At 39.9% G+C, this 23,795-nt stretch carries 27 protein-coding genes; 13 read left to right on the forward strand and 14 right to left on the reverse strand.

Annotated elements, in window-relative coordinates; genetic code table 11:
• The first annotated feature begins 347 nt into the window (after window positions 1–347).
• Both dcuC and DK861_RS04510 read left to right on the forward strand, forming a co-directional pair.
• Window positions 348–1,622, forward strand: a complete 1,275-nt coding sequence (dcuC, locus tag DK861_RS04505) for a C4-dicarboxylate transporter DcuC (protein WP_072063759.1) — start codon at window positions 348–350, stop codon at window positions 1,620–1,622.
• 14 nt (window positions 1,623–1,636) lie between these two features.
• Window positions 1,637–2,905: an amidohydrolase gene (locus DK861_RS04510; protein ID WP_072063760.1), complete on the forward strand. Its 1,269-nt coding sequence runs from the start codon at window positions 1,637–1,639 to the stop codon at window positions 2,903–2,905.
• A 116-nt stretch (window positions 2,906–3,021) separates the two neighbouring features.
• Here the strand turns inward: DK861_RS04510 and sspB are convergent, their stop codons facing one another.
• The 5 genes from sspB to zapE form a co-directional block, all read right to left on the reverse strand.
• Window positions 3,022–3,531, reverse strand: a complete 510-nt coding sequence (sspB, locus tag DK861_RS04515) for a ClpXP protease specificity-enhancing factor (protein ID WP_109399355.1) — start codon at window positions 3,529–3,531, stop codon at window positions 3,022–3,024.
• 6 nt (window positions 3,532–3,537) lie between these two features.
• Window positions 3,538–4,179 (reverse strand): stringent starvation protein SspA, encoded by a 642-nt coding sequence (sspA, locus tag DK861_RS04520; RefSeq protein ID WP_072063762.1) that lies wholly within the window; start codon window positions 4,177–4,179, stop codon window positions 3,538–3,540.
• Between the two features lie 654 nt (window positions 4,180–4,833).
• A complete protein-coding gene (rpsI, locus tag DK861_RS04525) occupies window positions 4,834–5,226 on the reverse strand; it encodes a 30S ribosomal protein S9 (protein WP_004245284.1) in 393 nt (130 codons plus the stop codon).
• A 15-nt stretch (window positions 5,227–5,241) separates the two neighbouring features.
• Window positions 5,242–5,670 carry a 50S ribosomal protein L13 gene (gene rplM, locus DK861_RS04530; protein WP_006535327.1) on the reverse strand — a complete coding sequence of 143 codons (429 nt, stop codon included), beginning with the start codon at window positions 5,668–5,670 and terminating at the stop codon, window positions 5,242–5,244.
• A gap of 434 nt (window positions 5,671–6,104) precedes the next feature.
• A complete protein-coding gene (gene zapE, locus DK861_RS04535; RefSeq protein ID WP_072063763.1) occupies window positions 6,105–7,220 on the reverse strand; it encodes a cell division protein ZapE in 1,116 nt (371 codons plus the stop codon).
• Window positions 7,221–7,423: 203 nt separating this feature from the next.
• On the opposite strand from zapE, the gene zapG reads away from it, so the two are divergent.
• From zapG to degS, 3 genes are all read left to right on the forward strand, one after another.
• The gene (gene zapG / locus DK861_RS04540) at window positions 7,424–7,828 is read left to right on the forward strand and encodes a Z-ring associated protein ZapG (protein WP_072063764.1); all 405 of its coding nucleotides are present in this window, start codon (window positions 7,424–7,426) and stop codon (window positions 7,826–7,828) included.
• Window positions 7,829–8,057: 229 nt separating this feature from the next.
• Window positions 8,058–9,449, forward strand: a complete 1,392-nt coding sequence (degQ, locus tag DK861_RS04545; protein WP_109399356.1) for a serine endoprotease DegQ — start codon at window positions 8,058–8,060, stop codon at window positions 9,447–9,449.
• A gap of 207 nt (window positions 9,450–9,656) precedes the next feature.
• Window positions 9,657–10,724, forward strand: a complete 1,068-nt coding sequence (degS, locus tag DK861_RS04550) for an outer membrane-stress sensor serine endopeptidase DegS (protein WP_109399357.1) — start codon at window positions 9,657–9,659, stop codon at window positions 10,722–10,724.
• A gap of 30 nt (window positions 10,725–10,754) precedes the next feature.
• Here the strand turns inward: degS and DK861_RS04555 are convergent, their stop codons facing one another.
• The 9 genes from DK861_RS04555 to mlaF all read right to left on the reverse strand — a co-directional run bounded on the left by DK861_RS04555 (window position 10,755) and on the right by mlaF (window position 17,159).
• Window positions 10,755–11,003 (reverse strand): CPCC family cysteine-rich protein, encoded by a 249-nt coding sequence (locus DK861_RS04555; protein ID WP_072063767.1) that lies wholly within the window; start codon window positions 11,001–11,003, stop codon window positions 10,755–10,757.
• 37 nt (window positions 11,004–11,040) lie between these two features.
• Window positions 11,041–12,102, reverse strand: a complete 1,062-nt coding sequence (locus DK861_RS04560; RefSeq protein WP_109399420.1) for a DUF2157 domain-containing protein — start codon at window positions 12,100–12,102, stop codon at window positions 11,041–11,043.
• Window positions 12,103–12,296: 194 nt separating this feature from the next.
• Window positions 12,297–13,559: a UDP-N-acetylglucosamine 1-carboxyvinyltransferase gene (gene murA, locus DK861_RS04565; RefSeq protein WP_109399358.1), complete on the reverse strand. Its 1,263-nt coding sequence runs from the start codon at window positions 13,557–13,559 to the stop codon at window positions 12,297–12,299.
• Between the two features lie 48 nt (window positions 13,560–13,607).
• Window positions 13,608–13,862 (reverse strand): BolA family iron metabolism protein IbaG, encoded by a 255-nt coding sequence (ibaG, locus tag DK861_RS04570; RefSeq protein WP_006535338.1) that lies wholly within the window; start codon window positions 13,860–13,862, stop codon window positions 13,608–13,610.
• A gap of 140 nt (window positions 13,863–14,002) precedes the next feature.
• Window positions 14,003–14,296 (reverse strand): lipid asymmetry maintenance protein MlaB, encoded by a 294-nt coding sequence (gene mlaB / locus DK861_RS04575; RefSeq protein ID WP_072063770.1) that lies wholly within the window; start codon window positions 14,294–14,296, stop codon window positions 14,003–14,005.
• 1 nt (window position 14,297) lies between these two features.
• Entirely contained in the window at window positions 14,298–14,927 is a 630-nt protein-coding gene (gene mlaC / locus DK861_RS04580) for a phospholipid-binding protein MlaC (RefSeq protein ID WP_072063771.1), read from the reverse strand.
• A 96-nt stretch (window positions 14,928–15,023) separates the two neighbouring features.
• The gene (mlaD, locus tag DK861_RS04585) at window positions 15,024–15,560 is read right to left on the reverse strand and encodes an outer membrane lipid asymmetry maintenance protein MlaD (RefSeq protein WP_006535342.1); all 537 of its coding nucleotides are present in this window, start codon (window positions 15,558–15,560) and stop codon (window positions 15,024–15,026) included.
• 3 nt (window positions 15,561–15,563) lie between these two features.
• The gene (gene mlaE, locus DK861_RS04590) at window positions 15,564–16,343 is read right to left on the reverse strand and encodes a lipid asymmetry maintenance ABC transporter permease subunit MlaE (protein WP_072063773.1); all 780 of its coding nucleotides are present in this window, start codon (window positions 16,341–16,343) and stop codon (window positions 15,564–15,566) included.
• A 3-nt stretch (window positions 16,344–16,346) separates the two neighbouring features.
• Window positions 16,347–17,159 (reverse strand): phospholipid ABC transporter ATP-binding protein MlaF, encoded by an 813-nt coding sequence (mlaF, locus tag DK861_RS04595; protein WP_072063774.1) that lies wholly within the window; start codon window positions 17,157–17,159, stop codon window positions 16,347–16,349.
• 239 nt (window positions 17,160–17,398) lie between these two features.
• Between mlaF and DK861_RS04600 the strand changes: the two genes are divergently transcribed.
• From DK861_RS04600 to hpf, 8 genes are read left to right on the forward strand one after another with little or no spacing between them, the layout of a single operon-like run.
• The gene (locus tag DK861_RS04600) at window positions 17,399–18,379 is read left to right on the forward strand and encodes a calcium/sodium antiporter (protein WP_072063862.1); all 981 of its coding nucleotides are present in this window, start codon (window positions 17,399–17,401) and stop codon (window positions 18,377–18,379) included.
• Between the two features lie 18 nt (window positions 18,380–18,397).
• A complete protein-coding gene (kdsD, locus tag DK861_RS04605; protein ID WP_072063775.1) occupies window positions 18,398–19,372 on the forward strand; it encodes an arabinose-5-phosphate isomerase KdsD in 975 nt (324 codons plus the stop codon).
• A 27-nt stretch (window positions 19,373–19,399) separates the two neighbouring features.
• Window positions 19,400–19,957 (forward strand): 3-deoxy-manno-octulosonate-8-phosphatase KdsC, encoded by a 558-nt coding sequence (gene kdsC, locus DK861_RS04610; protein WP_006535349.1) that lies wholly within the window; start codon window positions 19,400–19,402, stop codon window positions 19,955–19,957.
• Window positions 19,958–19,973: 16 nt separating this feature from the next.
• Window positions 19,974–20,552, forward strand: a complete 579-nt coding sequence (lptC, locus tag DK861_RS04615) for an LPS export ABC transporter periplasmic protein LptC (protein WP_006535350.1) — start codon at window positions 19,974–19,976, stop codon at window positions 20,550–20,552.
• The gene (lptA, locus tag DK861_RS04620) at window positions 20,533–21,066 is read left to right on the forward strand and encodes a lipopolysaccharide ABC transporter substrate-binding protein LptA (RefSeq protein ID WP_006535351.1); all 534 of its coding nucleotides are present in this window, start codon (window positions 20,533–20,535) and stop codon (window positions 21,064–21,066) included. The genes lptC and lptA overlap by 20 nt, the downstream gene beginning before the upstream one ends.
• A gap of 6 nt (window positions 21,067–21,072) precedes the next feature.
• A complete protein-coding gene (gene lptB, locus DK861_RS04625) occupies window positions 21,073–21,798 on the forward strand; it encodes an LPS export ABC transporter ATP-binding protein (protein ID WP_006535352.1) in 726 nt (241 codons plus the stop codon).
• A 59-nt stretch (window positions 21,799–21,857) separates the two neighbouring features.
• Window positions 21,858–23,339: an RNA polymerase factor sigma-54 gene (gene rpoN, locus DK861_RS04630; protein WP_109399359.1), complete on the forward strand. Its 1,482-nt coding sequence runs from the start codon at window positions 21,858–21,860 to the stop codon at window positions 23,337–23,339.
• Window positions 23,340–23,362: 23 nt separating this feature from the next.
• Window positions 23,363–23,650: a ribosome hibernation promoting factor gene (gene hpf / locus DK861_RS04635; protein WP_036913954.1), complete on the forward strand. Its 288-nt coding sequence runs from the start codon at window positions 23,363–23,365 to the stop codon at window positions 23,648–23,650.
• Window positions 23,651–23,795: the final 145 nt, after the last annotated feature.

Genomic DNA, 23,795 nt, shown 5'->3' on the forward strand with positions numbered 1-23,795 from the left:
TTAATATAATGTATAGAATAATATTTTGATAAAAATCGATATTCTTTTTTGTATCAAAATAACACTCCGGATCTATATTAAATATAATTTATTTTCGTATTTTTTACTTTATCTCTTTTTGCTTAACCTTTCCGTCATCTTTTAATAGTCATTGCTTTACAGCATTTGTTAATAACATCACAGTCTAAAAAAATAGATTTTATTTCAGCTATTAAATTTGATAACAATCAAATATTGTCAACCAACCAACTTCATAATGGAGTCACCTAATAACTTTACAGAAAAATATAATTTATTGATGTTAGGTTCGTTTTCATAAAATTGTCATAATTAACTAGGGGATCACTATGGTGATGCAACTTATCGCAGTAGCCGTTATTATCGTAACTGTCTATTTGCTAATAAAAAAATATGAAACCCGAATGGTGCTAATTGGTGCCGGCTTATTACTCTGTATTTTAAGTCTGAGCCCATTAGATGCGTTTACCGCATTTAGCGAGCGCATGGTTTCTTCATCATTAATTCAAGCAATCTGTTCGAGTATGGGTTTTGCTTATGTTATGAAATACACCAAATGTGATATGCATCTGGTGCACGTATTATCAAAAGTAATGACTCGTCTTGGCTTCTTCCTTATTCCAGCTACCGTTGTCGTAACGTATTTTATTAATATCGCGATCCCATCAGCAGCAGGTTGCGCAGCAGCGGTTGGTGCGACACTCATTCCATTATTAATCGCAGCTCGTATTCACCCAGCTATCGCTGGTGGTGCAGTATTATGTGGTACTATCGGCTCAATGCTAAGCCCAGGTATGTCACATAACGCCTTCGTTGCAAACATGGCAAATATGGAAGTGGTTGATTTAATCGCTCGCCATAGCCCATACAGCTTAATGGCGGGTGGTATTGCAGCCGTTTCGCTCGCTGTTGTTGCTCTAGTGAAAAAAGAGTTCAAAATGGCTTCTGTTGCTGGTGATGCATCATCTTCATCGGCACAAGCAACACCAGAAGCTGTTCGCCCTAACTACTTATATGCAACAGCACCTTTTATTCCATTAATCCTGTTAATTCTGCCATTCTTCGAGTCTTTCAGTACATTTAAACTGTCTGTACCCGCAGCAATGTTAATCGGTTCTATCTATGCGCTGTTCATCACGTTAACTAACCCAGCTCAAATTACGAAAGAGTTCTTTAAAGGTATGGGTAATGCTTATGGTGATGTATTGGGTATCATCATTGCAGCTGCCGTATTCGCAGCAGGCCTGAAAGCATCTGGTTTGATCGACGCGTTCATCAACTTCTTAACGCATTCTCCTGAATTTGCTCGCTGGGGTGGTACTTTAGGGCCATTCTTAATGGGTATTATTACTGGTTCTGGTGACGCGGCAGCATTCGCATTCAACGAAACAGTCACACCACATGCTGCACAATTTGGTTATGAAATTCCTGATATGGGTATGGCTGCTGCATTATCTGGCGCATTAGGTCGTACTATGTCACCACTAGCCGGCGCCGCGATTGTTTGTGCTGGCCTTGCAAATATTAACCCTATGGAAATCGCAAAACGTACTGCACCAGGTATGATTATTGGCGTCATCGCTGTTGCGTTATTCATGTTATAAGTGGAGAAATGAATATGTCAGCTCTTAATCTCGAAAAATTAATTAAATGGCGTCGCGAATTTCACCAATATCCAGAAATTGGTTGGTCTGAATTTCTTACAACAGCAAAGATCGTTAAAGAATTACGTAGCTTAGGTTTAGAAGTTAAAGTTGGCCCTGAAGTTATCAACCAAGAGTTCGCTTTTGGTCGTCGTCGCCAAGTCGTTGAGAAAGGGCTGGCTATTGCAAGAAAACACAATGTTGATGAAGCACTGCTTGATGAGATGAAAGAACTCACAGGCTGTGTGGCTATCTTTGACAGTGGTAAAGCAGGTCCAACAGTAGCACTGCGTTTTGATATCGACTGTGTAGGTGTTAACGAAGCAACTGAAACTGAACACCGTCCTCATGCCGAAAACTTTGCTTCTTGTCACGCGGGTGAGATGCACGCTTGTGGTCACGATGGACATATCTCTATCGGTTTAGGTGTTGCTCACTGGTTAGTTGAGAATAAAGATAAAGTGGTTGGTAAAGTTAAAATTTTATTCCAACCAGCAGAGGAAGGTGTTCGTGGCGCGCGAGCGATGGCTGAAAGTGGTATCGCAGATGATGCAGATTACTTCTTAGGTGCACACTTAGGCTTTATCGCAAACAGTGGTGAAATTGTTATTAACCCAACACATTTCTTATGTACCACTAAATATGACTTCCGTTTTAAAGGTGCGCCATCTCACGCAGGTGCAGAACCAGAATTAGGCCGTAATGCATTAGCAGGCGCTTGCCATGCAGCAACACAAATGCTGGGTATTTCTCGCCACGGTAAAGGAATGTCACGTATCAATATCGGTGTATTAAAAGCCGGTGAAGGCCGTAATGTCACCCCAGCTAATGCTGAAATGCAAATTGAAGTTCGTGGTGAAAACGAAGAGATCAACAGCTTTATGGCAGCAAATGCTGTACGTATGGCTGAAGGTGCAGCACATAGCTTCCAGTTAGAAATGGAAAGTGAAATCATGGGTGAAGCCGTTGACTTGACGAATGACCAAGAATTGATTGATGTAATGACCAAAGTTGTGGGTAAACACTCAGAACTAACAGCCGTTGCAACGCGCCCATTTGGTGGCAGTGAAGATGCGACAGTATTAGCAAAACGTGTACAACGTTGTGGTGGTAAATCACTGTACTTCGTTGTTGGTGCCGATAGAACCGCAGGTCACCACCAAGCAGGCTTTGATTTCGATGAAAAACAATTGATGACAGCTGTTAACCTTTATACTGGTTGTTTAGAAGAACTGCTGAAATAATTTTTAGTAATACAATCCAATAAAGCGCTCAATAGCAATATAGGGCGCTTTTTTTGTGCACAAAAAACCCAGTTCAAGTGAACTGGGTTTTTCATTAATACAAATAAGTTAATCTCTTATTTCACAACACGCAATGATGGTCGACCCGTCGGGCGAGGTGGCTCAGGATCATCATCAGGTGGCGTAGCATCATCAGAAACAGATTTCTCAGTCACCAATGATAAAACTTCACCAACAGGTGCTTCTGAAGACTCTTGATGTTCCTCTTCAGCAAACTCTAATGATGCACCAGATTCATAAGCAGGCTCTGGCTCAAACATCATTCCCGCACCGTTTTCTCTCGCATAAATAGCCATAACAGCAGCTATAGGCACTCGTACTTTACGAGGTATGCCACCAAAGCTTGCACTAAATAAAACCTGATACGGCGTTAACTCTAAGTCATCTACTGCACGAGATGAAATATTTAGTACAATTTGACCATCGTGCGCATATTCCATCGGAACTTGAACACCAACAACATTCACATCAACAACAAGATGAGGTGTTAAATCGTTTTCAATGATCCAATCATAATGCGCACGTAATAAATGCGGACGACGCGGAGACATATCCATAATCTCCATATTCTATTACCCTCTTGAAGGTAAGCGCATCTCACGCTCTGCTTCAGTTAATGAGGCAAGGAATGAATCGCGCTCAAAAACACGTTGCATATAAATTTGTACATCTTTAGCACCAGCACCGCTTAAATCCACACCGAGCACTGGTAAACGCCATAACAGAGGAGAAAGATAGCAATCTACTAAGCTGAACTCTTCACTCATAAAGTAAGGATATTCTTTAAACACAGGAGATACAGCCAATAGCTCTTCAGCTAACTGTTTACGAGCAGCATTTGCTTGCTGTTCAGTTCCTTTTTCAATGGTATTCATTAAAGAATACCAATCATGCTCAATACGATGCATCATTAAACGGCTGCTACCACGAGCAACAGGATAGACAGGCATTAAAGGAGGATGAGGGAAGCGCTCATCAAGATATTCCATGATGATACGTGAATCATACAGAGTCAGCTCACGATCCACCAAAGTCGGTACACTTTGGTAAGGGTTTAGATCGATAAGATCCTGTGGAAGATTACCAGCTTCAACCTGTTCAATTTCAACACTGACACCTTTCTCCGCTAGGACAATTCTGACCTGATGGCTGAAAATATCAGTCGGACCGGAAAACAAAGTCATTACCGAACGTTTGTTGGCAGCGACAGCCATGAAAACCTCCAAGTTAATCAATTAAAGAAATGAATTAGCACGATGCCTTTTCCATTTCCCCATTCCTAAAAGACAAGCACACAAACGCAGTAGACCTAAATAAACATTTAAGTGATTAACTGCATTGGGTAACTACCTGTAACAGTGTTATCGTGGGATAATCATATTTTACAGGGTTAAAAACTCACCTGTCTTTGCGGCACATATCATTATCAAGTAATACCAAAATAATCATTCAACAATCATTATTGTCATAATAATTTTGGTATGACTTTCAAACTCATCACAGATATTACAATCAACATACCCATTAGCAACATGATGAAGTTATAGAAAGAAAGACACCAAAGCCCACTATTCTACCAGAATTCATGTTACTTAGGGGGACTAATACAAATAATTCAATACAATATGCTACACTACCCTAAAAGTAAGATTATAATATCAAAAAATAAAATTATTTAGAGGTAAAATCTAAAAAATAGGTTTTTTAACACCATTGTTATCTTACATGAAGCTTGTTTTATGAAAAACAGTACCATGTATTAGCAACATGATGTTTTTATTATTAATAAGTACAAATAAGTCAAAAATAAAAAACCCGCCTGTGAAGACGGGTTTTCAACATCAAATTGATATCTAAAAGATAACAAATTAACGTTTAGAGAACTGTGGACGACGACGTGCTTTACGCAGACCCACTTTCTTACGTTCAACAGAACGCGCATCACGGGTTACGAAACCAGCTTTACGCAGATCAGAACGTAGAGTCTCATCATATTCCATCAGTGCACGAGTGATACCGTGACGGATCGCGCCAGCTTGACCAGAAATACCACCACCTTTAACAGTGATGTATAAATCTAATTTACCCAGCATATCAACTAATTCCAGCGGTTGACGAACAACCATACGTGCTGTTTCGCGGCCGAAGTAAACTTCTAGGCTACGTTTGTTGATTACGATATTACCGCTACCTGGCTTAATGAAGACACGTGCGGAAGAACTTTTGCGGCGACCTGTGCCGTAGTATTGATTATCAGCCATTGCCTATTATCCCGATTAAATGTCCAGAACTTGCGGTTGTTGTGCCGCGTGGTTGTGCTCAGATCCTGCGTAAACTTTCAGTTTACGGTACATCGCACGACCCAGAGGCCCTTTTGGCAGCATGCCTTTTACCGCGATTTCGATTACACGCTCAGGACTACGGGCGATCATCTCTTCGAAAGTCGCTTGTTTGATACCACCTACGTGACCAGTATGACGGTAGTAAACTTTGTCAGTACGTTTATGACCAGTTACCGCCACTTTCTCAGCGTTTAAAACGATGATGTAATCACCAGTATCAACGTGCGGAGTGTATTCCGCTTTGTGCTTACCGCGTAAACGGCTAGCAATTTCAGTTGCTAAACGGCCTAAAGTTTTGCCGTCTGCATCAACAACGTACCAGTCGCGTTTTACGGTTTCTGGTTTAGCTGTAAAAGTTTTCATTATTGAAAATTACCCAATGTTTAGTTACACGTTGGTGAACGCTCGGTTCAAATACTATTGAGGTTCACACGACTCTTGTGTCCAGCAAACCTACCCCTTCGAGTAGCACTGCTGACTCTAAAATGCGAGTTTTTTGGGAAATAAAAAACTTGCTGCAACGTGGGGTCGCAAGATTATAGAGAAGTCAGAAAAAAAAATCGAGTCATAATTGAAAAACAATTGAATTCTTTTTCAATATTTCAGCGAAAAAAACGAATTTAGCACTTTTTTCTGATTTGACTGATAAATTCTTGCTACCTGAAGAGAAGAATTGTTCCTTTCCAGAGCGCTTGTAAGTTACCTAATGCTTTCTATTTTCATAGAAAAAAACATCAAGCAACTTAACCTGCGTCATCCTACCATAACGAAAGATGACTTTCTTCAAGAATTAAAAATTAAGCGAGATGAGGTTGTACTAAATATTCTTCACTTTGCATCTCTTGTAAACGTGATAAGCAACGTTGATATTCAAACTGTAAAAAATCACCTTGGTAAATCACATTCATTTCAACATCGGCATTAATAATCAGTTTCACTCTACGTTCATAAAATTCATCAACTAATGCTAAAAATCGGCGCGCAACATCTTCATTTAACGCGTTCATTTGCGTCATTTCATGTAATAAAACTGTATGATAATGCTTAGAAAGTTCGATGTAATCGAGCTGGCTACGCGCTTCCACACATAAGGTTGCAAAATTAACTGCCAGCACACCATTAGCGACTTTTCTGACTTTCATCGGCCGATGATTAATGGTTAAAGTCACATCGGTTTGTGGTTCACTGGTGACGAGGTGAGAAAAAACCCTCTCCATTTCCTGACGATTTTTATCGTTAAGTGGAGATAAAAAAAGATGCGCTTGTGTTAACGTTCTTAAACGATAATCAATACCTGCATCAACATTTAAAATGTCACAATGGTGTTTGATCTGTTCTATTGCAGGTAAAAAACGAGAACGTTGCAATCCATTACGATAAAGCTCGTCAGGTGGAATATTTGATGTTGCTACTAACGTGATGCCTCTGGCAAATAACGCTTCAAGCAAAGTACCTAAAATCATTGCATCAGTAATATCAGAAACGAAAAACTCATCAAAACAGAGCACATCGGTTTGCGCTTTAAATCCATCGGCAATAATTTCTAGCGGATTTTCATGACCTTGTAAGTTTTTCAGCTCTTCTTGAACACGTAACATAAAGCGATGGAAGTGTAAGCGAAGCTTTCGTTCTGTTGGCAGACTTTGATAAAACATATCCATCAACCATGTTTTACCTCGACCTACACCGCCCCACATATATAACCCACGTTCTGGTGCAACAATCTGTTTTTTTTTGCGAATTCGCCCGAATAATCGTTGTGTTAGCGAATTTTTTTCTGGTGGAGTCTCTTTTAATAATGCATGGTATATCTGTTGAAGATGGAGAACAGTTTTTCGCTGAACATCATCAGGTTGATAATCACCTTGCTTCAATGCGGCTTCATAAAGTGATAACGGCGTACTAACAGTCATGAATGCCCTCTTATCCTTAATTTTCTGACATACTGATTTGTGTCTGTCGAATGGCTCTATTATAAGCATTAAGAATTGTTTTAACATCAACGTAACACAGGAATTTCATATTAAGCTTAAGGATATTATTCCACCCATGCCTTTTAGCGGTTATGATGTTATAAAAATCCATCGTCCTCACTATTAGATGAAAAGGAGTTGCCATGGTTTGGGTTTATGCACTGATTGGATTAGTTGTAGGTCTTATTATCGGCGCACTCGCAATGCGTTACGGTAACAGCACCCTTCGCCAACAAGATGCTATAAAAGCAGAGTTAGATACAAAAAAAGAAGAACTTGATACTTATCGCAATGAGCTTGTCAGCCACTTTGCTAGAAGCGCTGAACTATTAGATAACATGGCGAAAGATTACCGTCAGCTTTACCAACATATGGCAAAAAGCTCTAATGAGCTCATGCCTGATATGCCTGAGCAAGAAAATCCATTTAACTACCGATTAAGTGAATCTGAAGCAGCAAATGATCAATCCCCAATAAAAATGCCACCTCGTGATTACTCCGAAGGGGCATCTGGATTGTTCAGACCTACAGAGAAAAAAGACAGTTAATCTTAAAACGCCACATTTTGTGGCGTTTTTTCTTTCTAATAAACATCACAAAATGACAATTATTTGCTATGGTTTTAAAGATAGCTTTTGTCTTGTAAATCCGTGTAAAAGGAAGAAAAGCACATCATGTCTTAATGAACTTTCCTCTGTCAGTACAGGTCTTAGTGACATCGTGCTCATTTTGAGCAACAACTTTTATTTTGATAACTGTATCAAGAGACTCTAATTCATGTTGACTAAAAAAAGAAAATTATTACTTAGTGCATTAGCAATGAGTATCGGACTTTCACTCTCTACTATCCCAGCAACCAGTATGGCCGCGTTGCCTGCGGTTATGCCATCAGGTGAACAGCTACCAAGCCTTGCACCAATGTTAGAAAAAGTGTTACCTGCTGTTGTCAGTGTGCACGTTTCAGGAACACGAGTGCAAAGCCAGCAAGTCCCTGAAGAGTTCAAATTCTTCTTTGGTCCAAATTTTCCATCACAACAACAAAGTATTCGCCCTTTTGAAGGCTTAGGTTCTGGTGTCATTATTGATGCACAAAAAGGCTACGTATTAACAAACAACCACGTTGTTGATGGTGCAGATAAAATCCAACTACAAATTAATGATGGGCGTGAATTTAATGCAAAATTAATTGGTAGCGATCCACAAACAGATATCGCATTACTGCAAATTGAAAAACCAACTAATTTAACTGCAATTAAAATGGCAGACTCGGACCAGCTACGTGTTGGTGACTTTGCAGTTGCTGTGGGTAACCCATTTGGTTTAGGCCAAACAGCAACGTCTGGCATTATCTCCGCATTAGGCCGTAGCGGTTTAAATCTGGAAGGTTTAGAGAACTTTATCCAAACCGATGCATCTATTAACCGTGGTAACTCTGGTGGTGCGCTCGTGAACTTAAATGGTGAGTTAATCGGAATTAACACCGCTATTTTAGCTCCGGGTGGTGGCAACATCGGTATCGGCTTCGCCATCCCAAGTAATATGGCGCGTGATCTTAGCCAACAACTGATTTCTCATGGTGAAGTTAAACGTGGCATCTTAGGTATTCGTGGTACAGAAATGAATTCTGATCTGGCGAAATCCTTTAATATTGATGCACAACGCGGTGCTTTTGTCAGCGAAGTTTTACCTGATTCATCCGCCTCAAAAGCAGGCATTAAACCGGGTGACGTTTTAATTTCAGTTGATGGTAAACGAATCAATAGCTTTGCTGAGTTAAGAGCTAAAGTGGGTACAACACCTCCGGGTAAAGAAATTCTGATTGGCTTAATCCGTCAAGGTAAACCAATGGATGTTAAAGTGACATTAGAGAAACAATCCGCTGATGCAACACGAGCAGATAACTTCTCTCCTGCACTACAAGGTGCCACATTAAGTAACTATGTGAATAAACAAGTGAAAGCTGTTGCTGTCGATTCGGTAGAAAAAGATTCTGCAGCAGCCGCATTTGGTTTACAGAAAGGTGATCTTATTATTGGCATCAATAATACACCAATTACATCACTAGGCGACTTACGCAAAGCCATTGATGCTAAACCGCCTGTTCTTGCACTGAATATTCAACGTGGTAATGAAGAAATTTATCTGCTATTACGTAATGCACCGCGCTAAGAAGTAAGCTTTAAAACTATCTAATTTATTGATTTCCTTAGCCCTATAATTTCCATTATAGGGCTTTTTTTATAGCTATTTTTGATAAGAGTCATTGGCTTAAAAGGGGATTTTATGCGCTGAGCGATGCTTTCATAAGTGAAACTATGCTATTCTCACTGCTCCTACGCGAATAATTTCACAGTCAGACATAAATATAGGATTTTTATGTTAACTAAGTTACTGCGATCAACTCTAATTGGTCTTCTCACAGCAGCAATTCTTTTGATTGCAGTTCCTTCAATTCGCCCTATTTTTATTGAACGCCTACTTAATGGCGATTTTCTCAATGCGCCTTTTAGCTATAATACTGCGGTGCGACGAGCAGCCCCTGCTGTTGTTAATGTTTATAGCAGTACCATGGGGAGCTTTTCTCAAGAAGGGCGTGAGCTAACATCTTTAGGTGCTGGCGTCATTATGGATGGTCGTGGTTATATTCTGACGAATCAGCATGTTATTAATAATGCTGATCAGATCCTTATCGCCCTCCAAAATGGTGATCTTTATGAAGGTTTACTTGTTGGATCTGATCCTTTAACCGATCTTGCGGTATTAAAAATTGATGCCGATAAACTCCCTACAATCCCGATTAATACTAAACGAATTTCTCATGTTGGTGATGTCGTACTCGCTATCGGTAATCCATTTAATATTGGACAAACTATTACACAAGGGATCATCAGTGCTACAGGACGTGTTGGATTAAGTCCAACCCGTTACCAAAATTTCCTGCAAACGGATGCCTCAATCAATGAAGGTAACTCTGGCGGCGCACTAATTAATACCGAAGGTGAACTAGTCGGTATTAATACCATGACATTTGATTCAGGAACCTATAACGGATACCGCCCTACAGCAGAAGGATTAGGCTTCGCTATCCCGACAGAACTCGCAGTTAAAATTATGAATAAACTAATTCGTGATGGTCGTGTTATCCGTGGTTTTATTGGTATCACAGCAAAAGAATTACCAAGAATTCGCTCATCAAATACAGATATTAAGCAAATTCAAGGATTGCGAATTTTTAGGATCACACCAAATGGTCCAGCGGATAAAGCAGGAATAAAAACTGGTGATATCATCCTTAGCATTAATCATGCACCAGCAACTTCCGCAATGGAAATGATGGATTACATTGCAGAGACTCGCCCCGGCACAGTATTACCCGTTACGTTATTACGTGAGGGTAATGAACTCAATGTTGATGTGACTATTTCTGAATACCAGCCAGAATAATAACTAACAAAAAATCTTCTTATTTATTGGTTAATAAGGAGATTTCATATAAAACGTCGCACTTTGTAAGCAACTTTCTTTAAAGGTTTCGGTATTGCGATAGTCCTCTAATGTACTGTGATTACAACCACTATATTGTCCTTCTTTAGTACCATCATTTTGCCAGCCACAAACCGGACAGATCTCAAAAAATGCCTCATCTTTATCTTTAAAGACAAAATAATGACAAGCGACACAACTCACTTCGAGTGGAAGGTGACAACTGCGTTTCTCTATCAAAGTAATCTCCTACAACAATAACGAATAAAGCGAGATTTTATTCATTTTTACTCGGTTTACTCGCGAGTGCATTATGTTCAACAGCATGCCAAATTTTTTCGGCTTTCCGTCCAATTAAAATCAGTGAAATAGCCAAAATAAAGAAGAAAATCGCACTATGTAAACTATCCCAGAAATATTCAAAGAATCGGGTATAAAGGTTAATACCAAGGAATGTTAGACCGAATCCTCTTAACATACCGTCATCTGTTTTCAGGCTAATATAAATACAGATAACTGAAACAACAGCAAATAACAGTGCCCAAGGTAACAATTTTATACTTGATGTGTAATACCATGTATCAGGATCGTAATTGCCGAAAATAGACATTATCCATAACGCAATAAACAGATAAGTGAGCCCCATTATTTTTGTCATGGTAAATAAACGACGCTGTACCAATACATTTTGTAGAAAATAACAGCCTGCTAATAATACTGCGCCAAAGAAAACAAAGCGGATAGGATAGTTCATTCCTAACCAATAAGCCCCCCAACCAGAGACATATCCTGTTTCAGCACCAAACCAATTTCCTAACATCAATAAGAAGAATAACCACACCAACGAAGAGCGACTGATAAATCCAATTGCACCATAAATGACACAACCAATTAGAAAGAGAGGAGCAATATGACCACTACCGGTATCCAGTAACTCTCCTAGTTGCCAAAGAAAAATAGCGGTAAACATCACACCTAAAAAGAGAATAAACTCAGTACTGTAATGCCACTGTGTTTCTCTTCGCTGACGCTTAAATCCCCAAAAATAGAATGCTGAAGCAATAAGTGCAGGAGATACCACACGCATAATTTCAGAAACACTAAAAATTTCAATGAGATAATAAATTAATGCACTATCACTAAAAATGCTACCAGCTGCAATAATCAAACACACCATCGCTATCCAGAATGCATAACGACTCAGCCGTTTCCAATCAAAAGGAATTCGGTGCAATGTACTTCCTAACTGCCGATGTTGTTGTTCTGAAATCTCACCAGATTGTTGCCATTCATCCAGTGCTTGACGAACTAGGCGCTCTTGTTTCCTTGTTACCTGCATATTCATTTCTTCCCTTTAGCTCATAGAAATTTTTCTAAAACAGGTCTATTTTTCTTACTGTATCTTGCCACGAAAGAAATGCCTTATGAATTATCCTATTCTATTGAGAATTCTATTGAAATAATGCGCAAAAAAAACCACAGCACAACAATGCGCTATGGTTTTAAATCGCTAAAAAGGGTAACTAAAATAGATTAGTCATTAGCGCGTAAACGTTCTATTTTCGCCCCTAATCCTTGTAATTTAGCTTCAATATTTTCATACCCACGATCGATATGATAGATACGATCAACAATGGTTGTGCCTTCAGCAATACACCCCGCAAGGACTAAACTTGCAGAAGCACGTAAATCCGTTGCCATCACTTGTGCACCTGAAAGTTTTTCAACACCATGGCATAACACAGTATTACTTTCGATTTCAGCGTGAGCACCCATGCGAATTAACTCAGGAATGTGCATAAAACGATTTTCAAAAATGGTTTCAGTGATCATCCCAGCACCTTCAGCCACTAAGTTTAAAAGGCTAAATTGTGCTTGCATATCGGTTGGAAAACCTGGATGTGGCGCAGTACGCAAAGTTACCGCTTTAGGACGTTTACCATGCATATCAAGGCTTATCCAATCATCACCTACTTCAATATCTGCGCCTGCTTCACGTAATTTTGCCAACACAGCATCTAATGTGTCTGGTTTCGCATTACGACAAACAACATGACCACGAGAAATCGCAGCAGCAACTAAGAAAGTCCCTGTTTCAATACGATCTGGTAGGATTTGATAAGTGCCACCACCAAGGCGCTCTACGCCTTCAATCGTAATGCTATCAGTACCTGCACCGCTGATTTTAGCACCTAATGTATTAAGGAAGTTGGCGGTATCTTCAATTTCAGGCTCTCTTGCCGCATTCTCGATGATAGTTTTGCCTTCCGCTAATACTGCCGCAGTCATAATAGTGATAGTGGCACCCACACTCACTTTATCCATGACAATGTGCGCGCCTTTTAAACGCCCATCAACACGTGCTTTTACATAACCTTCATCCAGAGTGATCTCAGCACCTAATTGCTCTAAACCTGTAATATGAAGATCAACAGGACGAGCGCCAATGGCGCAACCACCGGGTAAAGAAACCTGACCTTGACCAAAGCGTGCGACTAACGGCCCTAACGCCCAAATAGAAGCACGCATGGTTTTAACCAGCTCGTAAGGTGCACAAAATTCATTGATATTACGAGCATCAACGAAAACAGAGCCATTACGTTCAACATTGGTTCCTAAGCGATTAAGCAACTTAATCGTTGTATCGATATCTTTTAATTTAGGAACATTCGTTAATTCTACTGGCTCTTCGGCAAGGATCGCAGCGAACAGGATTGGCAGTGCAGCATTTTTTGCGCCTGAAATATTGACCTCACCTGATAAACAGGTTGGTCCTTGTACTCTAAATTTATCCATCTGTAGAACTCTCTTTTTTATTTTGCTGTACGCTGTATACCTACTGAATCAAAGCCCGTTAAGTTTACGATCCCTCTTCCACTCTTCAGGTGTGTAGGCTTTAATAGACAAAGCGTGAATACGGTTATCTGCAATATATTCCATCAAAGGGGCATAAATGGTTTGTTGTTGTTTGACTCTGCTCATTCCCTCAAACATTGCGCCGACAACGACAACTTGAAAATGACTACCATCACCATTGACGATGACTTCATCTAAAGACAGGCTGTCCATTAATACTTGTTTGATTTCATTTGTATCCATAATTGCTTAATCTCAACGTTAAAATAATAATCAGTCGTCTATCCTAATGGAATCCGCCCTACTCTTAAACCATCAAAAACCCCCTTAATGATAAAAGTATCACGAAGGGGGCTTTTTAATACCGTTACTCAAAATCTGTGTTAGGCAATATTCATAATTTCATCAAGATCATAGAGTGTAATTAAGGTTTGAAAACGCTCACTTACACCTTGAATAATAAATTGACGATTTCGCTCTTCCATTTCTGCTTTTAAATGAACAAAAAGTGCCAATCCTGTTGAATCAATATGCCCTAAAGCAGAAATATCAATGATATTAATATCAGCTAATAATGCTTTACGTTGTTGCCAAACAGACAATAACGTTTCACGATCTAGCGTTCCTTGGAAATAGAGGACATCCTCTTTTTTTTCCCAATTTAACGAAGCTGACATGTTATTTTTTCTCATCCAGAGTGATTGGTGTTTTAGCACTGATTTCTAACTGTTTTGTTAAACCATCAACACCTTTAGAATTTAAAATATCTGACCACTCATTCTGTTTTGTTGTGATCATGCTGACACCTTCAGCAATCATATCATAAGCTTGCCATTCACCTGTCTTACTGTTTTTACGCCATTGGAAATCGAGGCGAACAGGTGGGCGACCATTTGTATCGATAATAGTAACGCGAATAGTGAGATTTGTTTTATCTGCGAACGGTTTTGCAGGCTCAATACGGTACTCTTGACCTTCATACATCGCTAATGCTTGGCCATAAACTTGAGCAAGATATGCTTCAAATGCAGTGAAATAAGCATCACGTTGCGCTGGTGTTGCATTACGATAATGTGGCCCTAGCACTAATGCCCCTGCATATTTAATATGTACATAAGGCAGTAATTCTTGCTGAACAATTTGGCGTAAAACTTCAGGATTTTTACGAATTTCAGGCTGTTCATTTTTTAATTTGCTAAAGGTCTTTTGCGCTGCATCTTCCATTAATGCGTAAGGATTGGTTTTGTCTACTGCCATTGCAAAAGGCGTTATCACTAATAGTGCGACCATCAATAAGCGTTTAAACATACGTTCGCTTCTCCTCAAATAGGGTTTCAATAATACGATGCATTTATTACGCTAAATCTAGCTAAATGTATAAGTGCATCGTATAGAAATTAATGATTAAGGTAATGCTGGATGTTCTTCAGTCGGTTCAGATTCAGATTTTGCTGAATTATCACCATCACCCGTTTTATAAAGGAATTGACCAATAAGATCTTCCAACACCATTGCTGAATTGGTATTTGTGATCCGTCCCCCATCTTTTAACAAAGTAGAATCTAATGCTTCATCATAAAAGCCTAAATTCAATGCAAGGAACTGCTCACCTAATAAACCAGATGTACGAATAGACAATGAGCTACTTTCTGGAATATGGTCATAAATGCTCAGAATATCGAGAGCAACTTCTGGGCGATAGTTCCCTTCATCTTCTTCTTTTAAGGTGATAGAAGAAACGCGACCAATCACCACACCACCAATCTTAACTGGGGAACGTTCTTTTAACCCACCAATATTACCAAAGCTGGCATAAACGCGATAAGTTGGTTGATTACCCATTTCTTTAATATCAGCCACTTTTAGGCATAAGAAAATCACAGCGGCTAACGCAATCAGAACAAATAGACCAACCCAAACTTCAATTTTTTTACTTTGCATGACTTAGTTCCCAAACATCAGTGCGGTTAGCACAAAATCTAAACCCAATACGGCTAACGAAGAATGAACAACAGTACGTGTTGTTGCTCTGCTAATCCCTTCTGATGTTGGGATTGCGTCATACCCGTTAAAAAGCGCTATCCAAGTGACGGTGATGGCAAAAACGACACTTTTAATAAAGCAATTCACTAGATCAAGTCGCCATTCAACGGCACCTTGCATCGATGCCCAGAAAAAGCCTTCATCGATCCCTTTCCAATCCACACCAACAATGGCACCACCCCAAATACCGATGGCAACAAAAATAAGTGAAAGCAATGGCATACTAATAAGACCGGCCCAGAATCGGGGTGCAACGACACGTCTTAAAGGATCGACAGCCATCATTTCTAAACTAGAAATTTGCTCTGTGGCTTTCATTAAGCCGATTTCAGCGGTTAAGGCTGAACCCGCACGACCTGCAAATAATAGTGCCGTGACAACTGGGCCTAATTCTCTTAACAATGAAAGTGCGACCATCATACCTAGACTAGCTTCAGCACTAAAGGTTGTTAAAACAAGATAGCCTTGTAATCCCAACACCATGCCAATAAATAGGCCAGACACCATGATAATTAATAAGGATTGAACACCAACGTTATACAATTGCTTCAGTAAAAGAGGCCACTGTTTACGAAATTCAGGCTTACCAACTAATGCTCTAAAGAGCATAATGCCGGCTCTACCGAAGGTTGCAAAAATCGCCAACGCTCTAGTGCCAATGCGAGATAATAAATTTATCACGTACTAATTTCCTCGTCCTAATAGGTCGTCCTGATAATCTCCCGCAGGAAAACGGAAAGGTACAGGGCCATCAGCGATCCCATCTAAAAACTGTCTTACTTGCCTATTTGGATTATCCTGTAATTCTTGTGCACTACCTTGAGCAATAACTTTCTGTTCCGCAACAATATAGGCGTAATCTGCGATACTTAACACTTCGGGTACATCATGGGAAACCACAACACAAGTCACACCCAGCGCATGATTTAACTCATCAATTAACTTAACAAGCACCCCCATTGTGATAGGATCTTGCCCAACAAAAGGCTCATCAAACATAATCAGTTCAGGATCAAGTGCAATAGCCCTTGCTAATGCGGCTCTCCTCGCCATACCGCCTGATAATTCAGAAGGCATTAAGCTTGCCGCCCCACGTAACCCCACGGCTTCAAGTTTCATCATCACCGTTGTACGGATCAATGCTTCAGGTAAATTTGTATGCTCTCTTAGCGGAAAGGCTACATTTTCAAACACATTCATGTCGGTAAAAAGGGCACCGGACTGAAAAAGCATACTCATTTTCTTTCTTGCTTGATACAACGCAGAACGTGATAGCGCAGGAATATTGTCGCCATCAAACCAAATTTCACCACTATCTGGAAGGATTTGTCCTCCCATTAGGCGTAACAAGGTTGTTTTACCAATCCCTGAAGGGCCCATAATTGCAGTCACTTTTCCCCTCGGTACCACAAGATTGATCTCAGAGAAGATCTTTCTGCTACCGCGAGTGAAGTTCATATTGCGCACTTCAATTAAATTGTCAGATTGTGCGTTCATGAATAAAACATCCTCAAGCCTGTCTGCATAAACGAATTTTTACGCTATTTTGGCAGGTCATTCACTATGTTACAAAGAAATCACCACTATTTAGCAATTTATTGCACGGTTAATTTTACTTTTCGTGCTTGGCTAGTCAAAATATGGTTAATTAGCAAAACCTTTTGACAATATGTTTTTTTATCAGCCCTGTCTTATTGGTTTTTTCTTTATTCGCTCATTGTTGGAAAACTGATGGCATGTTGATTACTTTGTCTCTTTTAATTCTTGGGTTGATGTTACTCGTTTATGCATCAGACCGATTAGTTTATGGTGCGAGTGTTTTTGCGCAATCGTTAAAAATCCCCCCCGCTGTTATCGGTATCTTAATTGTTGGTACAGGGACTTCACTACCTGAGCTTTTTATTTCAACGGATGCCGCAGTTCATAATTTACCTGATATCGCTATCGGGACAGCTATTGGCTCTACACTCACCAATCTTCTCCTTATCGCGGGTATTGGCGCGATGATTTACCCCATGAGCATTCAGTCCGCAGTGCTAAAAAAAGAGCTTCCATTGATGATTATAGTCATCATGCTCGTTGGCATTATTGTTTCTAGCGGAGAGCTAGGGCTTAGAGAAGGCACTCTGCTCTTTTTTATTGGTTTTGCATCCATTTTTCTCATGATAAAAACAATGCATAAAACACTAACACAAGAGCGCCACGTGTTACCTTTAGAAACCTTAACGCGTTTTGAATTACAGACAAATCCCCGTAATTCTGTTGCCCTTTTTTGGGTTGTTATTGCGTTACTGATTATTCCAGTTGCAACTCAAATGATATTAGACAATGTCTTTATTCTAATGCAACAGTATCATTTTAGTGGCTTTTTTGTTGGTTTAACCTTGCTATCCATTGGTACAAGTTTACCTGAATTAGCAACGACTATCGTGGCCGCACTCAGGCGTGAAAATGAATTAGCCTTAGGGAATATTATAGGTGCTAATATTTTCAACCTGACATTTGTTTTAGGAATGCCAGCATTACTTTCACCAAGCACATTTAATATCAACACTTTTTATTTTAGTTTTGCTGTACTTGGTGTGGCCAGTTTACTGTTTTCTCTCTTTTCATTAGGGCGAAAGCAACGCCTCAACCGCGGAAAAGGGATATTCTTATTAGTTTGCTTTATTATTTATATTACGGTGTTGTGCGTCGCACATTCTCTCTTAACCTAAAATAAATGGTACAAAAAAATGACCGAGTTTGATTTTCAGCAAGCAGGAAAAAAGGTTCTTCATATTGAACGTGATGGATTAGCTGAACTAGAACAATACATCAATGATGATTTCACTCTTGCCTGTGAAAAAATTTTTCACTGCCAAGGTCGAGTTATTGTCATGGGAATGGGTAAATCTGGTCATATTGGACATAAGATTGCCGCAACATTCGCTAGCACAGGAACACCTTCTTTTTTTGTTCACCCTGGTGAAGCAAGCCATGGCGACTTAGGTATGGTAACAGAAAAAGATATCGTTCTAGCGATTTCAAACTCAGGTGAAGCCAGTGAGATCCTCGCACTTATTCCGGTACTGAAACGTAAACAGATAACACTGATTTGTATGACACGCACGCCTCAAAGTACAATGGGGAAAGCGTCTGATATTCATCTTTGTATCAAAGTCCCTAAAGAAGCTTGTCCTTTAGGTCTTGCACCAACAACCAGTACAACAGCAACCTTGGTAATGGGCGATGCGCTAGCGATCGCTCTTTTACGTGCTCGTGGTTTTACTGCTGAAGATTTTGCCCTTTCTCATCCTGGTGGTGCATTAGGCCGTAAATTACTCCTTCATGTCAGTGATTTAATGAATAAAGAGGAAGATATTCCACGAGTCACTAAAGATGCCACTTTACGTGAAGCACTTGTCGAAATAACCCGTAAAAAATTAGGTATGACCGTTATTTGCGATGATAGCATGCAGATCAACGGTATTTTTACTGACGGTGATTTACGGAGAATATTTGACTTAGGGATAGATCTGAACAATGCCAAAATCTCAGATGTGATGACAAAAGGCGGTATTCGTATTCGCCCTGATTGTTTAGCCGTTGAAGCACTAAATTTAATGCAAGCAAAACATATCACCTCGCTATTAGTCACAGAACAAGATAGTGATATCCTGTTAGGTGTTTTACATATGCATGATTTATTACAAGCGGGTGTTGTATAAGATATTCATAACGTTCGAAGGATAAAAATGAATACAATGATAGAAACTTGTTATGGTGCGGTAAGTCAGCAAATCATCAAAAAAGCAGAAAAAATCCAATTGCTGATTTGTGATGTTGATGGTGTGATGTCTGACGGACTTATTTACATGGGTAATAATGGCGAAGAATTAAAAGCCTTTAATGTCCGTGATGGATATGGCATCCGTTGTTTGCTTACATCAGGCATTGAGGTTGCTATCATTACAGGTCGTCAATCTAAACTGTTAGAAGATCGCGCTAAAACCCTTGGCATTACATATCTTTACCAAGGTCAGCATAATAAGCTTTTGGCGTATCAACAACTGTTAGATACACTAAACCTTAAACCTGAACAAACAGCCTATATTGGTGACGACCTGATTGATTTACCTGTAATGGAAAAAGTGGGACTTTCTGTCGCCGTAGCTGATGCTCATCCATTACTTACACCTCGTGCTAATTATGTAACCCGCATTGCGGGTGGTCGTGGTGCAGTACGAGAATTGTGTGATTTAATCCTTTTAGCGCAAGGTCGGCTTGAAGACGCTAAAGGTCTTTCGATTTAACGTATAACGACACAGAATGAATAAATTAAAATCCTGGTTTACCTTAATTCTTGCCATTATCGCCCTTGGGCTGATTGGCTGGAACTACACTAATAACACTGAACTCGGTGATGGTGCGATCGTTGAAGATGGTCAGCCAACCTATCAATCCAAATCATCGATATCTTTTGTTTACGAGCCAACGGGTATACTCGGATATAAACTTGTTGCTGATGATGTCAAAAATTATGCTCAGCAAAAGTTTACGTGGTTTACTAACCCTGTCTTAACCACCTATTCACCGACAGGGGATGCAACATGGACGGTACGCGCCAATAAAGCCAAGCTAACAAACAGTAAAATGCTCTATCTTTATGGCGATGTTCAAATTGATAGCTTAACGGATGACTCTCAACTACAGAGAATAAGCACAGACAACGCTATCGCAAATTTGGACACACAGGATGTTTCCTCTGATGATGAAGTGACTATTATCGGCGTCGGACTGAAATCAGTCGGCTTAAAAATGCGAGGCAATCTGCGCGAGAAACGTGCAGAGCTGATTGAAAAGGTAAACACCTATTATGAGATCCCTAATGAATCAAAAAATCCGTAATACACTGATTATCGGCACACTTTTAGCGATAAGTGTACCTGCGATGGCGCTTAAAGATGACACACAACAACCTATTGTTGTGAACTCAGAGAAACAATCGCTTGATCTAGAAAAGAACGTCACAACCTTTACACAAAATGTTGTGATCAAACAAGGATCTATCGACATTCGTGCTGATAAAGTTGTTGTCACACGCCCAGGTGGTGACTCCAAAAAAATCGTTATAGAAGCATTTGGTAATCCCGTAACTTTTTATCAGTTACAAGATGATGGCAAACCAATCAAAGGTCGTGGCGACAAGATGACCTATGAAATGGATAAAGAGTTAATGACCTTAACGGGTAAAGCCTATCTTGAACAATTAGACAGTAATATCACCGGTGATAAGATCACTTATCTCGTCCCAACTCAGCAAATGGAAGCTTTTAGCGGTAAAGGTAAACAAGTGACTACTGTTTTACTGCCTTCCCAGTTGCAAGAGAAAGGCCCTGGTGTTAACAACAAAGGTAAGTAACACTTTATGGCGCTGTTAAAAGCTGAAAATTTAGCAAAAGCATACAAAGGGCGCACCGTTGTCGGTGATGTAAGCCTGAACGTTAATTCAGGTGAAATTGTCGGCTTACTTGGACCAAATGGTGCAGGTAAAACAACCACATTCTATATGGTTGTTGGCATTGTTGCTCGTGATGCTGGTAGTATTACAATTGATGATGAAGACATTACGCTGTTACCGTTACATGAACGAGCACGTAAAGGCATTGGCTATCTTCCTCAAGAGGCATCTATTTTTAGACGCTTAAGCGTTTATGACAACATTATGGGGATCTTAGAAATCCGCCATGATTTAACGCCTGAAGAACGAAAAGATCGCGCAGAAGAACTGCTAGAAGAGTTTAATGTCAGCCATTTACGTAACAGCTTAGGACAATCATTATCGGGGGGTGAACGTCGCCGCGTTGAAATCGCACGAGCATTGGCCGCAAACCCTAAATTCATTTTATTAGATGAACCTTTTGCGGGTGTTGACCCTATTTCGGTATTAGATATTAAAAAAATTATCCAGCATCTACGTGATTATGGATTAGGTGTACTGATTACTGACCATAATGTTCGTGAAACATTAGATGTGTGTGAACGTGCTTACATCGTCAGCCAAGGTCACCTTATCGCTCATGGTTCACCCGAAGAAATTCTTGAAAATGAGCAAGTTAAACGTGTTTACTTAGGTGAAGGCTTCCGCCTGTAATCTTTGATTCACTTTTACTCTGTCATGGATGACAACAGCAAAGGACTCATCGCATTATTATGAAACAAAGTTTGCAACTTCGTCTTAGTCAGCAACTGGCAATGACGCCACAGCTACAACAGGCTATTCGTTTGTTGCAACTTTCGACGCTTGAATTACAACAAGAAATTCAGCAAGCGCTTGAATCCAACCCTCTTCTCGAACAAGATGACGATCAACAAGATCTCGTTTCAGATGATACCTCTCATACAGAAAATCAATCTGACTCTACAACAGAAACAACAACTGAAAACGACGTTGAAGAGTTTGACACGCTGGATGCTTTAGAACAAAAAGAGATGCCTGACGATCTCCCATTAGACACTCAATGGGAAGAAATCTACACTGCGGGCACGCCTTCTGGTACCAGTAATGACTATATGGATGATGAGCTGCCACTGTATCAAGGTGAAACAACAGCCTCATTACAAGATTATCTAACATGGCAGGCGGATCTCACTCCGTTTACAGAAACAGACAGAGCAATTGCCATAAGTATTATCGATGCAGTTGATGAAACAGGGTATTTAACTGTTACAACAGATGACATCCTGCTTGGAATGGGCGATGATGAGATAGAGCTTGATGAAGTTGAAGCCGTATTAAAACGTATTCAACGCTTTGATCCTATTGGTGTTGCTGCACGTGATTTAAAAGAGTGTCTTTTGATTCAGCTATCCGCTTTTTCAACAGAAACACCCTATCTTAAAGAAACGCAGTTAGTCATTAGCCAATATTTAGAATTGCTAGGCAACCGTGATTTTCGTCAATTGATGCGTCAAACGAAGTTACGCGAAGAGACACTTAAATCTGTTATTGAGATCATTCAATCACTTGATCCTAAACCTGGATTAAGTATTGATACAGGCGAGTCAGAGTATGTTATCCCAGATATACTGGTAAAAAAATCAGGTGAACGCTGGCAAGTTGAGTTAAATACAGATAGCATTCCTCGCCTACGAATAAATGAGACTTATGCAGCATTGGGTCAATCGACTCAAAATGAAAGCGATGGAAAATTTATTCGTGACAATTTACAAGAAGCCAAATGGCTGATAAAAAGTTTAGAAAGCCGTAATGAGACATTATTAAAAGTCGCTCATTGCATTGTTGACACACAGCAGGCATTTTTCGAATTGGGTGAAGAGCATATGAAGCCTCTTGTGTTAGCAGATATTGCTGAACAGGTTGAAATGCACGAATCCACCATTTCTCGAGTGACAACGCAAAAATTTTTGCATTGCCCGAGAGGAATTTTCGAATTGAAGTATTTTTTCTCTAGCCATGTGAATACTGATAGCGGAGGCGAAGCCTCTTCAACAGCAATCAGGGCTTTAGTGAAGAAACTCATCGCAGCAGAAAATCCAGCGAAACCACTTAGTGATAGTAAACTGGCTAATATGCTCGCAGAACTTGGTATACAAGTTGCTCGACGCACTGTTGCGAAGTATAGAGAGTCATTATCCATCCCGCCTTCAAATCAACGTAAAGAGTTGGTTTGAGCATAATTGAGAAGGAAGACACTATGGAACTTCAAATCACTGGTCATAATATTGAATTAACTGATGCTCTGCGTGATACCGTCAAAGCAAAAAGCGCGAAATTACCTCAGTTCTTTGACAAAATTAATAACGTTCAGGTTATCCTGAAAGTCGAGAAAGTGAATAAAATCGCGGAAGCGACCATTCAAGTTAATGGCGGTGAATTACATGCCTCTGCAGAAGCAGAAGATATGTACGCAGCAATTGATGGATTAATGGATAAGCTGGCTCGTCAATTAACCAAACACAAAGATAAACTGAGACAACATTAATTCATTTCCCATTGTAAAATGGGGATACAATCGGCGAAGTTACTGCGTTGTTTATGACTCGGTTTAAACCAACGCCTAATCAATATCAGTAACGAAAAACCAGATGTCACTTTGTGGCATCTGGTTTGCTGGTCTAAGTGAATAA

The organism is Proteus sp. TJ1640 (assembly GCF_003144445.1).
In the GTDB taxonomy this organism is placed as follows: Bacteria; Pseudomonadota; Gammaproteobacteria; order Enterobacterales; family Enterobacteriaceae; genus Proteus; species Proteus penneri.